The 15,741-nt window shown below is 35.3% G+C and carries 12 protein-coding genes; 8 read left to right on the top strand and 4 right to left on the bottom strand.

Going from position 1 to position 15,741, the window contains the following annotated elements; all coding sequences use genetic code 11:
• The first annotated feature begins 77 nt into the window (after window positions 1–77).
• The 5 genes from ACMA47_RS12085 (at window position 78) to recG (ending at window position 8,236) form a co-directional block, all read left to right on the top strand.
• Window positions 78–1,733 (top strand): peptide MFS transporter, encoded by a 1,656-nt coding sequence (locus ACMA47_RS12085; protein WP_413929974.1) that lies wholly within the window; start codon window positions 78–80, stop codon window positions 1,731–1,733.
• 134 nt (window positions 1,734–1,867) lie between these two features.
• A complete protein-coding gene (locus ACMA47_RS12090) occupies window positions 1,868–3,622 on the top strand; it encodes a peptide MFS transporter (RefSeq protein WP_413929975.1) in 1,755 nt (584 codons plus the stop codon).
• Between the two features lie 275 nt (window positions 3,623–3,897).
• Window positions 3,898–5,409 carry a peptide MFS transporter gene (locus tag ACMA47_RS12095; RefSeq protein ID WP_034693651.1) on the top strand — a complete coding sequence of 504 codons (1,512 nt, stop codon included), beginning with the start codon at window positions 3,898–3,900 and terminating at the stop codon, window positions 5,407–5,409.
• 41 nt (window positions 5,410–5,450) lie between these two features.
• Complete coding sequence (locus tag ACMA47_RS12100) at window positions 5,451–5,984, top strand: thioredoxin family protein (RefSeq protein WP_034693649.1); 534 nt, start codon at window positions 5,451–5,453, stop codon at window positions 5,982–5,984.
• Between the two features lie 164 nt (window positions 5,985–6,148).
• Window positions 6,149–8,236 (top strand): ATP-dependent DNA helicase RecG, encoded by a 2,088-nt coding sequence (gene recG / locus ACMA47_RS12105; RefSeq protein ID WP_413929976.1) that lies wholly within the window; start codon window positions 6,149–6,151, stop codon window positions 8,234–8,236.
• Between the two features lie 612 nt (window positions 8,237–8,848).
• On the opposite strand, the gene ACMA47_RS12110 is transcribed toward recG, so the two are convergent.
• The 4 genes from ACMA47_RS12110 to dapA form a co-directional block, all read right to left on the bottom strand.
• The gene (locus ACMA47_RS12110) at window positions 8,849–9,295 is read right to left on the bottom strand and encodes a response regulator (RefSeq protein ID WP_413929977.1); all 447 of its coding nucleotides are present in this window, start codon (window positions 9,293–9,295) and stop codon (window positions 8,849–8,851) included.
• The gene (locus ACMA47_RS12115; protein ID WP_034693638.1) at window positions 9,288–9,869 is read right to left on the bottom strand and encodes a helix-turn-helix domain-containing protein; all 582 of its coding nucleotides are present in this window, start codon (window positions 9,867–9,869) and stop codon (window positions 9,288–9,290) included. The genes ACMA47_RS12110 and ACMA47_RS12115 overlap by 8 nt, the downstream gene beginning before the upstream one ends.
• A gap of 294 nt (window positions 9,870–10,163) precedes the next feature.
• Window positions 10,164–10,667, bottom strand: a complete 504-nt coding sequence (locus tag ACMA47_RS12120; protein ID WP_413929978.1) for a GNAT family N-acetyltransferase — start codon at window positions 10,665–10,667, stop codon at window positions 10,164–10,166.
• Between the two features lie 118 nt (window positions 10,668–10,785).
• Entirely contained in the window at window positions 10,786–11,658 is an 873-nt protein-coding gene (gene dapA / locus ACMA47_RS12125) for a 4-hydroxy-tetrahydrodipicolinate synthase (RefSeq protein WP_079240539.1), read from the bottom strand.
• 107 nt (window positions 11,659–11,765) lie between these two features.
• On the opposite strand from dapA, the gene ACMA47_RS12130 reads away from it, so the two are divergent.
• From ACMA47_RS12130 to ACMA47_RS12140, 3 genes are read left to right on the top strand one after another with little or no spacing between them, the layout of a single operon-like run.
• Window positions 11,766–12,521 (top strand): 5'-nucleotidase C-terminal domain-containing protein, encoded by a 756-nt coding sequence (locus tag ACMA47_RS12130; protein WP_413929979.1) that lies wholly within the window; start codon window positions 11,766–11,768, stop codon window positions 12,519–12,521.
• A 2-nt stretch (window positions 12,522–12,523) separates the two neighbouring features.
• Window positions 12,524–13,474: a bifunctional metallophosphatase/5'-nucleotidase gene (locus ACMA47_RS12135; RefSeq protein ID WP_413929980.1), complete on the top strand. Its 951-nt coding sequence runs from the start codon at window positions 12,524–12,526 to the stop codon at window positions 13,472–13,474.
• 1 nt (window position 13,475) lies between these two features.
• Complete coding sequence (locus ACMA47_RS12140; protein WP_413929981.1) at window positions 13,476–15,740, top strand: hypothetical protein; 2,265 nt, start codon at window positions 13,476–13,478, stop codon at window positions 15,738–15,740.
• Window position 15,741: the final 1 nt, after the last annotated feature.

Genomic DNA, 15,741 nt, shown 5'->3' on the forward strand with positions numbered 1-15,741 from the left:
AATCATTTAGGCATGTATTATTTATTTTATCAATTGAAATTAAAAACTTATTTTTGGGAAATTTGAAAATTGATTATATGAAGACTAAACATCCTAAAGGGCTACCCTATCTATTCTTTACAGAAATGTGGGAGCGTTTCGGGTATTACCTGATTCTTGGAATCTTTGTTCTCTATGTTATTGAGCCTACGGGCATGAAGGGCGGACTTGGACTTCCGGATAAAACTGCTGATGACATTTTCGGAACTTATATTGCCTTAACTTATCTGACTCCATTCATTGGAGGATTCCTTGCTGACAGGGTTTTAGGGTATATTAAGTCTATTTATCTTGGAGGCTTTTTAATGGCTGCAGGATATATAGGAATGGGAGTTTTTAAAGATTTACCTCTGTTTTATTCCTCTCTGGCTTTAATTATTATCGGAAACGGTTTCTTTAAACCTACCATTTCAACATTATTAGGAAACCTTTATTCTGAAGAACCTTATAAAGCGAATAAAGACTCCGGATATAATATTTTCTACATGGGAATCAATATCGGAGCATTTATCTGTAATATTATTGCGGCTTTCATGCGTAATAAATTCGGTTGGGGTGAAGCTTTCATCACTGCTGGTGTAGGAATGCTTATCGGGATGGTTATTTTTACCATCGGAAGAAAGCATTATATCCACGCTGCACAGATGAAACCTGTACAGGAAGGAGATACAAAACTTTCAGAAATTCTGATCAAAGTATTCGTTCCTGCTATCGTTGCCGGGGCAATAGGTTGGTTTATTCCTGGAAATATTTTTGGAAGTGACAGTACTGATGCCTTTATTTTTGCCTGTATACCTGTTATTTATTTCTATGCATCTCTTTACTTTAAAGCTAAACCGGATGAAAAAGCCTCTATCGGAGCATTACTTTCCGTATTCCTGATCAGTATGTTCTTCTGGGCTGTTTTCAAACAGAATGGTACGGCTTTGACAAGATGGGCCAATTATTATACGGACAGAAGTGTTCCTGCTTCTCTTGAAAAGCCATTGGAAGGAATTTATATGGTGGAAGGGAAAAACTATGAAGATAAAGAAGTTCCGGTTTATGACAACCAGTTCCGTTCTCAAAAAGATGATAATGGTGAAACTAAAAAGGAAATGGGTAAAGATGTTTATTTTAAAAACATATCTCCTGAACAACGTGCTGCTCTTGAAAAAAATCCTGAAAACAAAGTCTATTTATACAATACAGAATTATTCCAGTCTATCAATCCATTCTGGGTTATTGCTTTAACCCCGGTTATTGTAGGATTCTGGGCATTATTAAGAAGAAAAGGAAAAGAACCTTTAACGCCTACCAAGATTGTTTTAGGATTATTTATTTCCGGACTTTCTTGTCTGGTAATGGTTCTGGCAGTGATGGCCGGAGACAACGGATCAGTAAAAGTATCTCCGTTATGGCTTGTTGCCAGCTACGGAGTAATTACGATCGGGGAACTATGTCTGTCTCCAATGGGACTTTCTTTTGTATCCAAACTTTCTCCTGCAAGGATTACAGCATTGATGATGGGAGGATTTTTCCTGGCCAACTCTGTAGGAAATAAGCTTTCAGGAATCCTGGCAAGTACATGGTATAACTATGAAAACAAGACGAATTATTTCCTTGTGAACTTCGCTTTGTTAATATTTGCTACACTTTTAGGCCTTTCTATGTTAAAAAGGTTAAATAAAATTATGACAGAAAAAGGGCACTAAAATCCTTAATATTATAAAGATAAGTAAGCTGCGGAAGAGTTCCGCAGCTTTTTTATTTAAAAATAAAATTAAAACCTTGCCAAAAACCCAAAATAAACTATATTTGTCAGTCTTAACAAAAATTAACAATAGAAATGGATAATATTGAAGCATTGAGTCCGAAACCGGATGAATTTGTAGAGAATAAGAATTCCAGGCATCCTAAAGGATTATGGGTTCTTTTCGGAACAGAAATGTGGGAGCGTTTCAACTTTTATGGAATGAGAGCTCTTTTGACGCTCTTCATGGTAAATTCCTTATTGATAAAAGAAGCTGATGCAGCGATCATCTATGGTGGATTTCTAGCTTTATGTTATTTAACTCCTCTTTTGGGAGGATTTATTGCTGATAAATATATCGGAAACAGATATGCGATCATCATCGGAGGATCGTTAATGGCTATTGGCCAGTTCTTATTATTCATCAGTGCCTCTACTTTCTCAGCGGATATTGGAAGTGCTAAACTTATCATGTGGCTCGCTTTATTCGTGATCATTTTCGGTAATGGATTCTTCAAACCGAATATTTCCTCAATGGTAGGAAGCCTTTATCCAAAGCAGGAAAAATCTAAACTGGATTCTGCTTTCACCATTTTCTATATGGGGATCAATATTGGGGCATTCTTAGGTCAGTTTATCTGTCCATACGTAGGAGACGTAAAAGATGCTGCAACTGGAGTAAGAGATATCTTCGCTTTCAAATGGGGATTCTTAGCGGCTTCTATCGCAATGGTAATCGGAACTGTAACATTCTTTATCCTTAAAAACAAATACGTAGTAACTCCGGAAGGAAGACCTATCGGAGGGTTACCAAAACATAATACAAGTGCTGACTTCGAAGAAGGAGAAACACAAACTGCTAAATTCTCTGGTCAGGCTTTAGGAATCACCGGAGGAATATTTGTTGTTTTATTCTTCGTTTTCAGATACCTTCTTGTAGGAGAGTTTGGATTCAACTCCGTAGAAATGGGACAGTTGATTAAAGGGATCATTTATCCATTCATCTATTCGGCAGGTATTGCTCTTGCATTCTTAATTATGTCTTCTGCTGAAAATAAGGTGGAAAGACAGAGAATCTGGGTAATCTATATTGTATCGTTCTTTATTATTTTCTTCTGGGCAGCATTTGAGCAGGCTGGATCTTCATTAACATTTATTGCGGATAACCAGACTGACAGAAACATTTTCGGATGGAATATGCCACCTTCAATGGTACAGATCTTCAACGGTATTTTCGTAGTTCTTTTAGCGGTTCCTTTCAGTTTATGTTGGGACAAGTTAAGAGCTAAAGGAAAAGAGCCGGTATCTCCGTTCAAGCAAGCAATGGGGTTAGCATTGATCGCACTTTCTTATTTCATCATAGCACACAATGTAAAAGATCTTGGAAACTCAGGTCTGCTAGCCATCAAATGGTTAATGTTACTTTATTTCATCCAGACTTGTGGTGAGCTTTGTCTTTCTCCAATTGGTTTATCATTGGTTGGTAAACTGGCTCCGAAAAGATTTGCTTCATTATTATATGGTGTTTTCTTCATTTCTAACGCTGCTGGTTATGCATTAGCAGGTTCATTAGGAGCACTTATCCCTGCAACAGGTGATAAATTCAAAAAAGCTCAAGAAATGGGAGTTAATCTACAGGATGTTTTAGATAAAAAAGTAACCCTGACAGCTGATCAGGTTGCCGCTTTTGATAAAGCTCAATTACCATTACACAACCCTACTTTTGTAGGATTTGAAATTCATAATCTATTCGAATTCTTCATGGTATTCGTAGTACTTTGTGGTATTGCTTCTGTAATTTTAGGTTTAATTTCACCTATCTTAAAGAAAATGATGCATGGTGTAAACTAATTGTATCAACAAAATATAATAAAACCTCTGCCAAGTCAGAGGTTTTTTTTATTTTCGTATGATGGAAATATGTAAAGTATTTCATCATGAATTAAACTAAATTCATTACAAACTTTTCCCACTCAAAATGATAAAAACAATTTATTTGCAAGCAAATACCTGCTATACCTCCCAAAAGAAGAAGAATTAAAACAAATTATTGACCAGGACAGAATCCGTTTTGAACTGGATCAGAAAGATAAAAACCCTTAATTAGAACTTAATCATATATCATTATGAGCTTAACTTTAGATGAAATACAAAATTTCAAAGGAAAGTATCCCAGACAAATCTGGAGCCTGTTTTTCTCTGAAATGTGGGAACGTTTCTGTTTCTACGGAATGCGTGGAATGCTGGTTTTCTTTATGATCTCCCAGCTTAATTTCCATGAAAAAGAAGCCAACCTCCAATATGGTGCCACCCAGGCTTTCGTGTATGCCTTTACTTTTGTAGGAGGTCTTTTTGCCGATAAAATTTTAGGATTCCGAAAATCCTTGTTTTGGGGCGGTCTGCTGATGATCGTAGGAAGTTTAATTCTTGCAACAGATCCTCACAAATTCTTTTTCTTAGGAATTGCATTCACCGTAGTAGGGACAGGTTTCTTCAAACCTAATATTTCATCTATGGTGGGACAGCTTTATAAACCAAATGATTCAAGAGCAGATGCAGGATTCTCACTTTTCTATGCCGGAATTAACCTTGGAGCATTATTAGGAGGTTATTTGTGTATCGCAATCGGTAAAGGAGAATTCCTGGGCAATATCATTGCAGAAGAGATGAGATGGCATATTGCTTTCGGACTTGCTTCAATAGTAATGGTCGTGAGCTTAATTAATTTTGTATTCACACAAAGAACATTGGGTACTATTGGTTTACAGCCGGGACATCCTTTAGCAGAAGAAAAAACCGCTCCAATACCAAAATGGAAAGAATACGGAGTATATGTTTTGTCTTTGATTTTCGTTCCTATCATCATGACCATGGTAGCCAAGACAGAATATACAGATTATTTCATGTGGACCATCGGACCATTAACCTTAATCTATTTATTCTATGAAATGTCTAAAGTAACCGCTTCTGAGCGCAAAAAACTATGGGCAGCTTTAGTATTCATTATATTTTCAATCATATTCTGGGGAATTTATGAGCAAAGTGGAGGTTCTTTAAGTATTTTCGCCGCTAAGAACCTGAATAAAGACCTTCTGGGATTAGACCCAAATGGTGTAAATAACTCAGGAGGAGCATTCTTCATTATTTTCCTTGCTCCATTGATCGGACTTCTTTGGATCTGGTTGAATAAACGAAAAATTGAACCCAACACGATTATCAAATTCGGATTAGGATTCATTTTCTTAGGATTAGGTTATTATGTTTTGTTTGCAACCCGTCTGTTTGCAGACCTTCAGGGAATCACTTCACTGAATTTCTTCACGCTGGCACTGCTTATCATTACCCTTGGGGAATTATGCCTCTCTCCTATCGGATTATCCATCATGACTAAACTTTCTACCAAGAATCTTCAGGGAATGATGATGGGAATGTGGTTCCTTGCTTCTGCTTATGGACAGTATGTTGCCGGGATTATCGGAGCAAGTCTTGCCACAGCAAAAGAAGGTTCTACCAACTATGATGAATTGATCACTTATACTGATGGATATAAACAATTGGGTTTATACGCGGTAATTGCCGGAGTGGTATTAATTTTGATATCTCCGTACGTGAAAAAATTAATGCAAGATGTAAAATAAAAAATAAGTAATTATGCTTATTTTTATCTAAATATCACAATATGAAGAAAATTTTAAGCATACTACTCTTATTTTTATTAAATTTTAGTTTTGCCCAGGTAAAGTGGATGACCATTGAAGAAGCTTTAAAAGCCCAAAAGGAAAGTCCAAAAAAAATATTAATTGATTTCTACGCAGACTGGTGTGGTCCATGTAAGATCATGGATAAAAAAACATATGGTCACCCTGTAATTGCTCAGATTTTAAATGAGAATTATTATCCAGTAAAGTTTAATGCTGAAGAAAAAAAGAGCATTGAAATCTTTGGAAGAACATTTTCAAATCCTAATTCTGAACATAAAAAGGGAAAGAATTCTCTGCATGAGTTTACACAGTATATGAATGTAGGAGCTGTTCCAAGTACCGTATTTCTGGATGAACATGGTGATCCCATCACCATTCTTCAGGGAGAACTGTCTGCCAAAGAACTGGAACCTTACCTGGAACTGATCTCAAAAGATTTGTTTAAAAAGATTAAGACCAGAGAACAATGGGAGGATTACCAGAAAAAATTCAAATCTAAAATAAAAGATTAATTAGAACTTTGAAACCGGATTTTCTGTCTCAATTCTAAAAATTCACTATAGAGGCTTCCAATTTTTTGGAAGTCTTTTTTATTTTACCGAAATTCGAACCTTTATTTCTATTATCCGAAATAAGGATCAAAAAAATTCGACAATTAGTATCCTGAAACCTGAAAATGAATCTCGAAACCTCTATAGAATATGTAAAAGGAATAGGTCCGGAAAGAGCCAAACTCATCAAAAGTGTGTTGGGTTTATCTACTGTAGAAGATATGTTGAATTTCTACCCTATCCGTTATCTGGACAAAAGTAAAATTTATACTGTTTCTCAACTCAAAGAAGAAACCAGCCAGGAAATACAATTGAGGGGAAGAATTACTCAGGTACAGGAAATTCAGACCGGTAAAACCAAGCGCTTATCTGCAAAGTTCAATGATGAAACAGGTAGTATAGATCTGGTTTGGTTTCAATATTCCAAGTGGTTGAAAGAGCAGCTTCCGATCAACAAGGAAGTTTATATTTTTGGAAAGATCAATGTTTTCAACCGCCAGTTTTCTATGCCGCATCCGGAAATTGAAGCAGAAGAGAAAAAAGAAGGAGACACTCGTCTTAAACCCATTTATCCGAGTTCTGAAAAACTAACCAAAAGAGGATTAAATCAAAGATTTTTCCAGAATGCTTTAAGGAATATCTGCAAAGAGATTCCGGGTCTTATTGAAGAAAATTTCCCGGAATATCTGATGAAAACATTCAAGTTCATGTCAAGACAACATGCTTTTCTGAATGTTCACTTTCCAAAAGATCAGGAACATTTTGATAAAGCAGATTACAGATTGAAATTTGAAGAATCATTTTTCTTTCAGTTGGGATATGGCTTAAAGAAACTCCATCATAAAACACAGTCTCATGGTAATCCTTTCCCGATTATTGGAGATCACTTCAATGATTTTTATGAAAAACATCTTCCTTTTGAGCTTACCAATGCACAAAAAAGGGTTCTGAAGGAAATAAGAATAGACATGAAAAGGCCGATTCAGATGAACAGGCTTTTACAGGGAGATGTAGGATCAGGGAAAACAATGGTTGCCCTTCTTACCATGCTTATCGCCATGGATAATGGTTTTCAGAGCTGTTTGATGGCTCCTACTGAAATTCTTGCTCAACAGCATTACAATGGCATCAAAGAGCTGTTGGAAAAAACAGGAATCAATATCCGCCTTCTCACAGGTTCTACCAAAGCAGCAGAAAGAAGAATTATCCATGAAGAACTGGAAAATGGCACACTTTCCATTTTGGTAGGAACTCATGCCGTTCTAGAAGACAAGGTTAAATTCAAAAATCTGGGATTAGCCATTATTGATGAACAGCATAGATTCGGGGTTGCTCAAAGGGCCAAACTGTGGGCTAAAAATAAGATTCCACCCCATATTCTGGTGATGACCGCCACTCCTATCCCAAGAACTCTGGCCATGAGTTTTTATTCTGATCTGGATGTTTCCGTGATAGATGAGATGCCAGTGGGAAGAAAACCTATTATTACCGCTCACCGCCGGGAAAAAGACAGATTGTATGTGTATAACTTCTGTAAAGATGAAATCAAAAAAGGCAGGCAGATTTATTTCGTATATCCTCTCATTGAAGAATCAGAAACGCTGGATTATAAAAACCTGATGGAAGGTTTGGAGCATGTGATGGATTTTTTCTCCGAATACAATGTAACAATGCTTCACGGGAAAATGAAGCCGGATGAAAAAGATGCTGCCATGGCTTATTTTGCTTCGGGGAAAGCTGAAATAATGGTTGCAACAACGGTAATTGAAGTTGGGGTAAATGTTCCGAATGCTTCGGTAATGGTGATTGAAAGTTCAGAAAGGTTCGGACTATCGCAGCTTCACCAGCTCAGAGGTCGTGTGGGAAGAGGTGCTGAACAGAGTTACTGTATCCTGATGACTTCTGATAAATTGTCAAAAGAAAGCAGAACACGTATTAAAACAATGACTGAAACCAATGATGGTTTTAAAATTTCTGAGGTGGATATGCAACTTCGCGGACCCGGAGATATATTGGGCACTCAGCAAAGTGGTGTGGTAGATTTTAAAAGACTGGATCTTATTAATGATTCTGCGATCATCAAAACAACAAAAAATACGGTAGAAAGAATACTTGAAGCAGATCCTATGCTTTCAAGACCTGACAATCTGATCATCAAAAATTATTATATCAGATACTACAAAGGAAAAAATAAGTGGAGTAAAATATCATAAAAAAACCGCAGAAAAAAACTTCCTGCGGCCCCCTTATAAAACTGTTATTTAGAAGAAATTACTTTTTGGTATGTCCAAAAAAAATTTATTTTAATAGTTCAGGCTTAATATTTTGTGATGTGGTGTGAAAATATTTATATAACAATATAATAATGAGCTAAAACCATAACTATTAAAATAAATTATAAAAAACAAAATGAATTATTTTTTCCAACTTGCTTATTATAAAAACTAACTGTGTTTCGGTGGAGATGAGGGAATGAAACGAATAAAAATATCTCCAACTACTTATTGAGTTTTCATGATTGTACCGTTTTGTTTAAAGATCTTCTGTGCTTTATAATTGGAAAATTAGTATAATCCATTTTGTTTAACTAACATCGTGATTTATATAATTTTGTTCTTTAGAAACAATTACTTTCATTCATCTGTATCTTCTACTATATAATGAAATTTGTGTCTGAGTTTACTTTTACAAATGTCTGTATATTAATTCAGTTGCCTTTTATATTATTTTAATTATTAGTTATAAAATTTTCACCTATTTGTGAATAGTATGCTATAAATATGATTTAAAATTTATTAATATTTAATTAACAAATCCTTTATTCATCATATTTTCAAGATGAAATTATCTTTATTCAATCCAGAAGTATGATACTGCCAATTGATGGTAATAACTTCCGTAAGTACCTTTTTAAGCTTCTCAAAACACTCCGGTTTTTTCATAAAAATATGAGCTCCTTTTACAAAAATATCTTCTATTTCATTTTCCGGAATTGGGTCAGAAAAAATAGCCGTCACCATATTGTTGAATTTTGAATTCGAACCAATATCTTCCAGACATTCCATGCTCTCTTTTCCGGGAATCATATAATTGATAAAAACAAGTTCCGGAACTACGGCATCATCATTATTCAGGTATTCCATCAGGCTGTTGCCGTTACTGAAACATTGAACTTTTATAGAGATTTTCAACTCTTTCAGAATATTTTTAAAAAAAATCAAAGTGTTTTCATCTTTATCTGCTACTATTACGTTCAGAAATTCTTTATTCATACTGCATTTTATGGTTTATTACAGTGCTTTGTGCTCTTCTTCGTTTGCCAATAATTTTTTGAAACTGGGATGGTGTTATTCCTGTAGTATTTTTGAACTGGGTACTTAAATGCGCCACGCTGGAATAGTTCAGCTTATGGGCAATTTCTGTAAGACTTTGTTTGTTTCTTATGATCAGAGCTTTGGCATGCTCAATTTTTTGCAGAATAATAAAATTCTCAATAGAGGTATAAGCAACTTCTGAAAAAAGATTGGAAAGATACCCATAGCTGTGATTCAGCTTCTCAGAAATATAAATGGAGGCTTTTACCGGTATAATTTCATCAGAAAAGACAAGCTCTACAATAGCATCTTTTATTTTCTGTACCAGTGCACTTTTTTGGCTTTCTATGATCTCGATCCCATAATCTTCAAGATTTTTCTTAAAAAGATTGTGCTGTTCTTGTGTAAGGGGCTCATAGAATTCCACTTCACCGAAGTTCAGTAATCTGTACTTCAGCCCGTGTTCTTTAAGTTTCTCGTCCAATACCTTTTTACAAAGAGCATTGAAATCAAATTTAACATACATTTTCATCCTAGTATATATAAGCCAATATTATTTAGTAAATATAATAATTTATTTCAAGTAAATGTGAAATAGGTGTATATTTTTAATATTTTACCATATATACGAAAAAACTCCTGTATTTTAGAATACAGGAATTTAAACACTAAGGATGAAAAAAATATACTGATAAAAAGCTTTTCAGCTCAAAACCAAGCATATGAATGTATTGTATAAGTGATTTGGTTCTGAAGCAAAGATGAATCAAAAAAAGAAATCACTTGTTATAGAATTACAGGATAAAGTTACAAAATTTTAAGTCATTTATCTGTGAATTAGATATTCCATAAGAAAATCATCCATCACAAAACCGTTACCAATATCAAAAACACCTTCATCATACACTCTATATCCCTGGGATTCGTAGAAGTTTCTGGCTGAATTATATTTATTGACATTCAGGATAATTCTGTTGTTGCCGTTTTCAGAAACTTTCTCATTCAGAAATTGAAGTGCTCCTTTCCCAAATCCTTTTCCTTTACTCTCAGGAACCAGATAAATCCTGTGTAACTTTGTGGTTTCCTCTTCATAGTTGTGCTCATATCCGATAAAGCCTTCACAGGTATTATTATTTTCATCCTGAATAAGATAATAATGATAATTCGGATTTTGAAAATGATGTAAAATTTCCTTTTCGGAATACATTTCTGAGAGCATAAACTCCATTTGTTCTTTCGAAAGAATGTCTGCATAAGCATTTTCCCATGATCGTCTTGCAAGATCCTGAATCAACGGTATATCTGCTGCTGTTGCCTGTTGTAATTTCATGATTGGTTATATTATGATGATTAAAAAAAGTGAAAAGCCTAAACTTTCCACTCTTTATATTGTTCAATGATGACTGATGAGTTTTAACATAATTAAAATTCATTTTGCCGATTCATTATTAAATCTTAGCCATTTCAGCTTTAATTTTTGCATGAAGCCCCTCAGAAGCCTTTACCAAAGGAAGTCTCAGATAATTTTTGATGATTCCTTTTTCCGTCAGTATTACTTTAATACCACAAGGGTTACCTTCAGCAAAAATCAAACGGGTAATATCTACCAGTTTGTTATGAATTTCGTAAGCTTCTTTTACTTTGCCTTCAAAAGCCAGCTGCACCATTGTAGAAAATTCTTTAGGGTACGCCTGTCCGATTACGGAAATCACACCATCACCTCCTGCAAGAGTAACAGGTAATGTATATTCATCATCTCCGGAAACTAAAGAAAATCCTTCAGGTTTCTTTCTCAGAATATCAAAATACTGAAGAATATTAGGAGAAGCTTCCTTAATCAGGAATAGATTAGGAAATTCCTTTGCAAGACGAAGCGTGGTATCCGCTTCTACATTTTGTCCTGTTCTTGAAGGTACATTATAAATAATAATATTTTTTCCAGTGGAAGCTAAAGCTTTATAATGTTGATAAAGACCTTCCTGGTTAGGTTTATTATAATATGGAGATACTGAAAGTACGGCTTCAAATGCAGAAAGGTCTGCTTCTTCAATCTGTTTTTTGACGTCAAGAGTATCGTTACCGCCAATTCCCAAAACTAAAGGAAGACGTTTATTATTTACCTTAATGATATGCTCAATTACCTGTTTCTTCTCCTCTGCAGAAAGCGTTGCGGCTTCTGCCGTTGTTCCCAATACAACTAAATAATTGGTTCCGTTTTCGATATTGTACTCCACCAGTTTTGTTAAACTGTCGAAGTCAACGGATAAATCTTCATTAAAGGGCGTTACCAATGCAACACCTACTCCTTTTAAAATGCTCATCTGTTAGAATTATTTTTGTCAAATTTAATAATTTACAGTAAGAATTTATAATAAATAATAATGTTTTATTATACATATAGTTATATTTGCATATACTAAAAGAGATTATGAAAAATAAATTCTTATTACTAGGAATTGCTCTGGTGTCGCTTACTGCATGCAAAACGGCTTCTGTGCCGCAGCTTGTGAATGTAAAGACTCAGAAAAATATTTCTATTAATAATGAGCTAAAGAATGATGAGGAGTTTGTAAAATTTATCGAACCTTATAAGCAGAAACTGGACAAAGAAATGAACCAGAAGATCTCCCACACCAATGTAGATCTTACCAAGCAGGGCGATAACAGCAATCTGGGTAATCTTTTAGCTGACTATACGTTTGAAGGAGGTAATGAATGGATCAAAACTCATCTTAAGCAAAACGTAGACGCTGCACTGATCAATATCGGAGGAATCCGAACCACTATTGGAAAAGGAGATATTTTACTTAAAAATGTATTTGAAGTAATGCCTTTCGAAAATGAAGTGGTAATTGTAAAAATGAAAGGAGCAGATTTACAGGGGCTTTTTGAGTATTATGCAAAAACGCAGGTCAACAATCCTGTTTCTCATTTATACATTGAAACAAAAAACGGACAGGTAATCAAATCCTTAATCAACGGTAATGCAGTAGATCCTGCTAAAGATTATTATATTGCGACTTCAGACTATCTTGCACTGGGAGGAGACAATATGAAATTCTTTGCTAAAGGAGAATCTATTGCTACAGGAATTAAAATGAGAGATTTATTTATCGATTATTTTAAAAAATCACCTGAAGTGGTAGCCAATTCGGATGTTCGTTTAAATTTTATTGGGAAGTAATAATGGATAGAAAAAGTTTTTTAAAAGCAATAGGTGGAGGATCTTTAGCAATGGCTTTAGCTCCCAATATGATGATGGCAGAGGAATTAAAAATTCTTAATTTAAAATCTGCAAATAAACTGACTATTCTTCATACCAATGACCAACATAGCAGAATAGAGCCTTTTGATGCAAGCTATACCAAAAATCCTAATCAGGGAGGTTTTGCAAGAAGGGCAAACTTAATCCAACAGATCAGAAGTCAGGAAAGCAATGTTCTTCTTCTTGATTCCGGAGATATTTTCCAGGGAACTCCTTATTTTAATTTCTTCGGAGGAGAACTGGAGTTCAAATTAATGTCCATGATGAAATATGACGCCTCTACCATGGGAAATCATGATTTCGATAATGGACTTGACGGATTTTTAAAAGTGCTTCCTAATGCGAAGTTTCCTTTTATCTGTTCCAATTATGATTTTAAAAACACTGTTCTTGACGGGAAAACTTCTCCCCACCAGATATTCAACAAAAATGGAATCAAAGTAGGAATTTTCGGAGTGGGAATTCAGCTGGATGGCCTTGTAGGCAAAAAACAGTACGGAGAAACCGTTTATTCCAACCCGATTGATGTAGCACAGCATTATTCAAACTTCCTGAAAAAAGAGAAGAAATGTGATCTTGTAATTTGTCTCTCACACATCGGCTACGACTACAGAGACGAACCAAGTAAAATAAGTGATAAAATTTTAGCGGCCAATACAGAAAATATTGATATTATCTTAGGAGGCCATACTCATACATTCTTACCGGAACCTCAGACCTTTACCAACAGACAGGGCAAAAATGTCCTTGTTAACCAGGTGGGATGGGCAGGCCTTCTTTTAGGTAGGATAGATTTTTATTTTGATACAAACAAAAACGTACAGCATATTTCCTGGAACAATCAGGTGATAGATAGCAGCATAACCGCATAATATGAAAAAACTCTCTATAATTTCTCTTGGTATTTTAGCATCCCTGCAGCTGACAAAAGCACAGGTTATTTCATCCAAAAAGTGGGCAGATCTGTTTTCCTACAATAATGTCTTAGCAATGAAAGAAGACAATGGAAAAATCATTGCAGCCACTCAAAACGGAATATTCTATTATACAATATCAACAGGAGAAATTACGAAGTTATCCAAAGCCAATGGCCTGCACAACATCGGAATTACCGCTTTCGATTATAATCCGCAGACTAAAACAGGGCTTATCGGTTATGAAAACGGATCTATGGATGTTATTACGCCACAGGAGATCAAATATATTGTTGATATTCCTATTGCTACAGGATATAATGGGGATAAAAAGATTAACCACATTTCCATAACCGGAAATCAGGCTGTCATTTCTGTTGGATATGGAGTTTCCATATTTAACCTTCAGAATAAAGAGTTTGGTGATTCTGCATTTTTCCTTTCAGGTGGTGTTTATCAGGCAAGTAATGAAGCTACGATATTCGGGAATAAAGTATATTCTGTAACAGATACAGGATTGAAAAGCCATCAAATGAATACTACATTTCCCGTATATTCTACCTGGACAACGGAAGCTCCGGGAGCTTTTAAACACATAGATTCAGAATCAGAATTGGTTTACTCAACGGCTACAGCAGCTTATATTTATAACAACGGTACTCCAACACAACTTCCTACTACATTTGAAAAGATCAGGGATGTTGTTATGACTTCCAATAGTATTGTGGTTACAGATAACAGAGTATACACCTATGGAATCAATGGAGTATCGCAAAATGCGGTAAGCCTTGGTGAAGAATGTAATACTGCTTTAACAGCTGGTGGAAAGATTTTAGGCGGAACGGTATTATCGGGAATTAAGGATGAAGGTAATAATACTTTTAAACCTTCCGGACCTTACTTCAATTTTGCTTATAATATCAATCTTTTTGATAATAATCAGCTTCTGGTTTCCACTGGTGCCAGAGCCAATAACTACAACCATCCATTTATTCAGCCACAGGAACCAGGATTTTATTATTTCAATGGTACAGAGTGGATTTATCCTTCATTTTTCAATAAAAGTAATCCCAATCGTCCCATCTTTATCAACGTATTGGATGCTATTATAAGTCCTTATAACAGCAATGAAGTACTCTTTACCAATTATACAATGTTGGATAATGGCGTGTATAAAATGAAATATAATGCGACAAGCAAAGATTTTGAACTGGTAAAATATTATAATCTGGGAGCACAGCCTTACCTCAGACGTCCGGTAGGTTTTGCTGTAGACCCACAAAATAATCTGTTTGTTTCTTTTGGATTCAATGATGGAAACCCTTCTATAGGAATCTACGATAAAGCAGCTGATGATTTTCTTATCAAGAAAATAGTTCTTGCCAGTGATGGGATACAAAAGACTATTTATCATGAAAACATGCTTTGGACACCTCTGCCAAGATCTAATAATTTCTGGGTATACGACTATAAAAATGCCACTAATCTTTCTGATGACAATGATTATATCCTGGGAACGTCTAATGGATTTAACAGTTCAGGAGGTATTTTATCGGTAGCATTTGATAAGGCTGGTGATGCATGGATAGGTACAGATGGAGGGCTAAGGATCATGTCCAATGCAGCAACAGAAATAAAAAGCGCCCAGCCTAAAGTGGAGCCTATAGTTATAGAGCAGAATGGTTTGGGGGAAGAACTTTTCAGAGAATCCGCAATTCTTCAGGTTGCAGTAGATGCAGGTGATTATAAATGGGTATCTGTTGATGGTGGTGGTGTTTATTACCTTTCCGCCGACGGTCAGAGAACTATAAAGCATTTTACAAAGGAAAATTCACCTCTTCCTACGAATAGTGTTACCGATATAAAAGTTGATAAGAAAACAGGTAAGGTATATTTTGTAACGTATAATGGTATTGTAACCTATCAGGGAGATGTTGCAGATGTGACTTCCAATTTCGGTGATGTGGTAGTGTATCCTAATCCTGTTGTTTATTCTAATTTCAAAGGAAAAGTAACCATTAAAGGTCTTGCAGAAAAAACCAATATAAGAATTGTAGACGCTGCAGGAAATGTAGTTCACTCAGCCGTAGCCCGAGGAGGATATTATGAATGGGATCTGAATAATCAGAAAGGAACAAGAGTAGCCTCAGGGATTTATTTTGTCCTGATGACGAATGAAGACGGATCTGATAAAGCTACCGCTAAAATAGGAGTAGTCAACTAAT

The sequence above is a fragment of the Chryseobacterium sp. T20 genome (genome assembly GCF_047345655.1).
In the GTDB taxonomy this organism is placed as follows: Bacteria; Bacteroidota; Bacteroidia; order Flavobacteriales; family Weeksellaceae; genus Chryseobacterium.

Bases quoted from the DNA above. Each gene is read 5' to 3' on its own strand.
- ACMA47_RS12120 (WP_413929978.1), bottom strand. From the start codon at position 10,667: ATGAAATTACAACAGGCAACAGCAGCAGATATACCGTTGATTCAGGAT.
- ACMA47_RS12140 (WP_413929981.1), top strand. From the start codon at position 13,476: ATGAAAAAACTCTCTATAATTTCTCTTGGTATTTTAGCATCCCTGCAG.
- ACMA47_RS12095 (WP_034693651.1), top strand. From the start codon at position 3,898: ATGAGCTTAACTTTAGATGAAATACAAAATTTCAAAGGAAAGTATCCC.
- ACMA47_RS12130 (WP_413929979.1), top strand. From the start codon at position 11,766: ATGAAAAATAAATTCTTATTACTAGGAATTGCTCTGGTGTCGCTTACT.
- ACMA47_RS12115 (WP_034693638.1), bottom strand. From the start codon at position 9,869: ATGAAAATGTATGTTAAATTTGATTTCAATGCTCTTTGTAAAAAGGTA.
- ACMA47_RS12135 (WP_413929980.1), top strand. From the start codon at position 12,524: ATGGATAGAAAAAGTTTTTTAAAAGCAATAGGTGGAGGATCTTTAGCA.
- recG (WP_413929976.1), top strand. From the start codon at position 6,149: ATGAATCTCGAAACCTCTATAGAATATGTAAAAGGAATAGGTCCGGAA.
- ACMA47_RS12110 (WP_413929977.1), bottom strand. From the start codon at position 9,295: ATGAATAAAGAATTTCTGAACGTAATAGTAGCAGATAAAGATGAAAAC.
- ACMA47_RS12100 (WP_034693649.1), top strand. From the start codon at position 5,451: ATGAAGAAAATTTTAAGCATACTACTCTTATTTTTATTAAATTTTAGT.
- ACMA47_RS12085 (WP_413929974.1), top strand. From the start codon at position 78: ATGAAGACTAAACATCCTAAAGGGCTACCCTATCTATTCTTTACAGAA.
- dapA (WP_079240539.1), bottom strand. From the start codon at position 11,658: ATGAGCATTTTAAAAGGAGTAGGTGTTGCATTGGTAACGCCCTTTAAT.
- ACMA47_RS12090 (WP_413929975.1), top strand. From the start codon at position 1,868: ATGGATAATATTGAAGCATTGAGTCCGAAACCGGATGAATTTGTAGAG.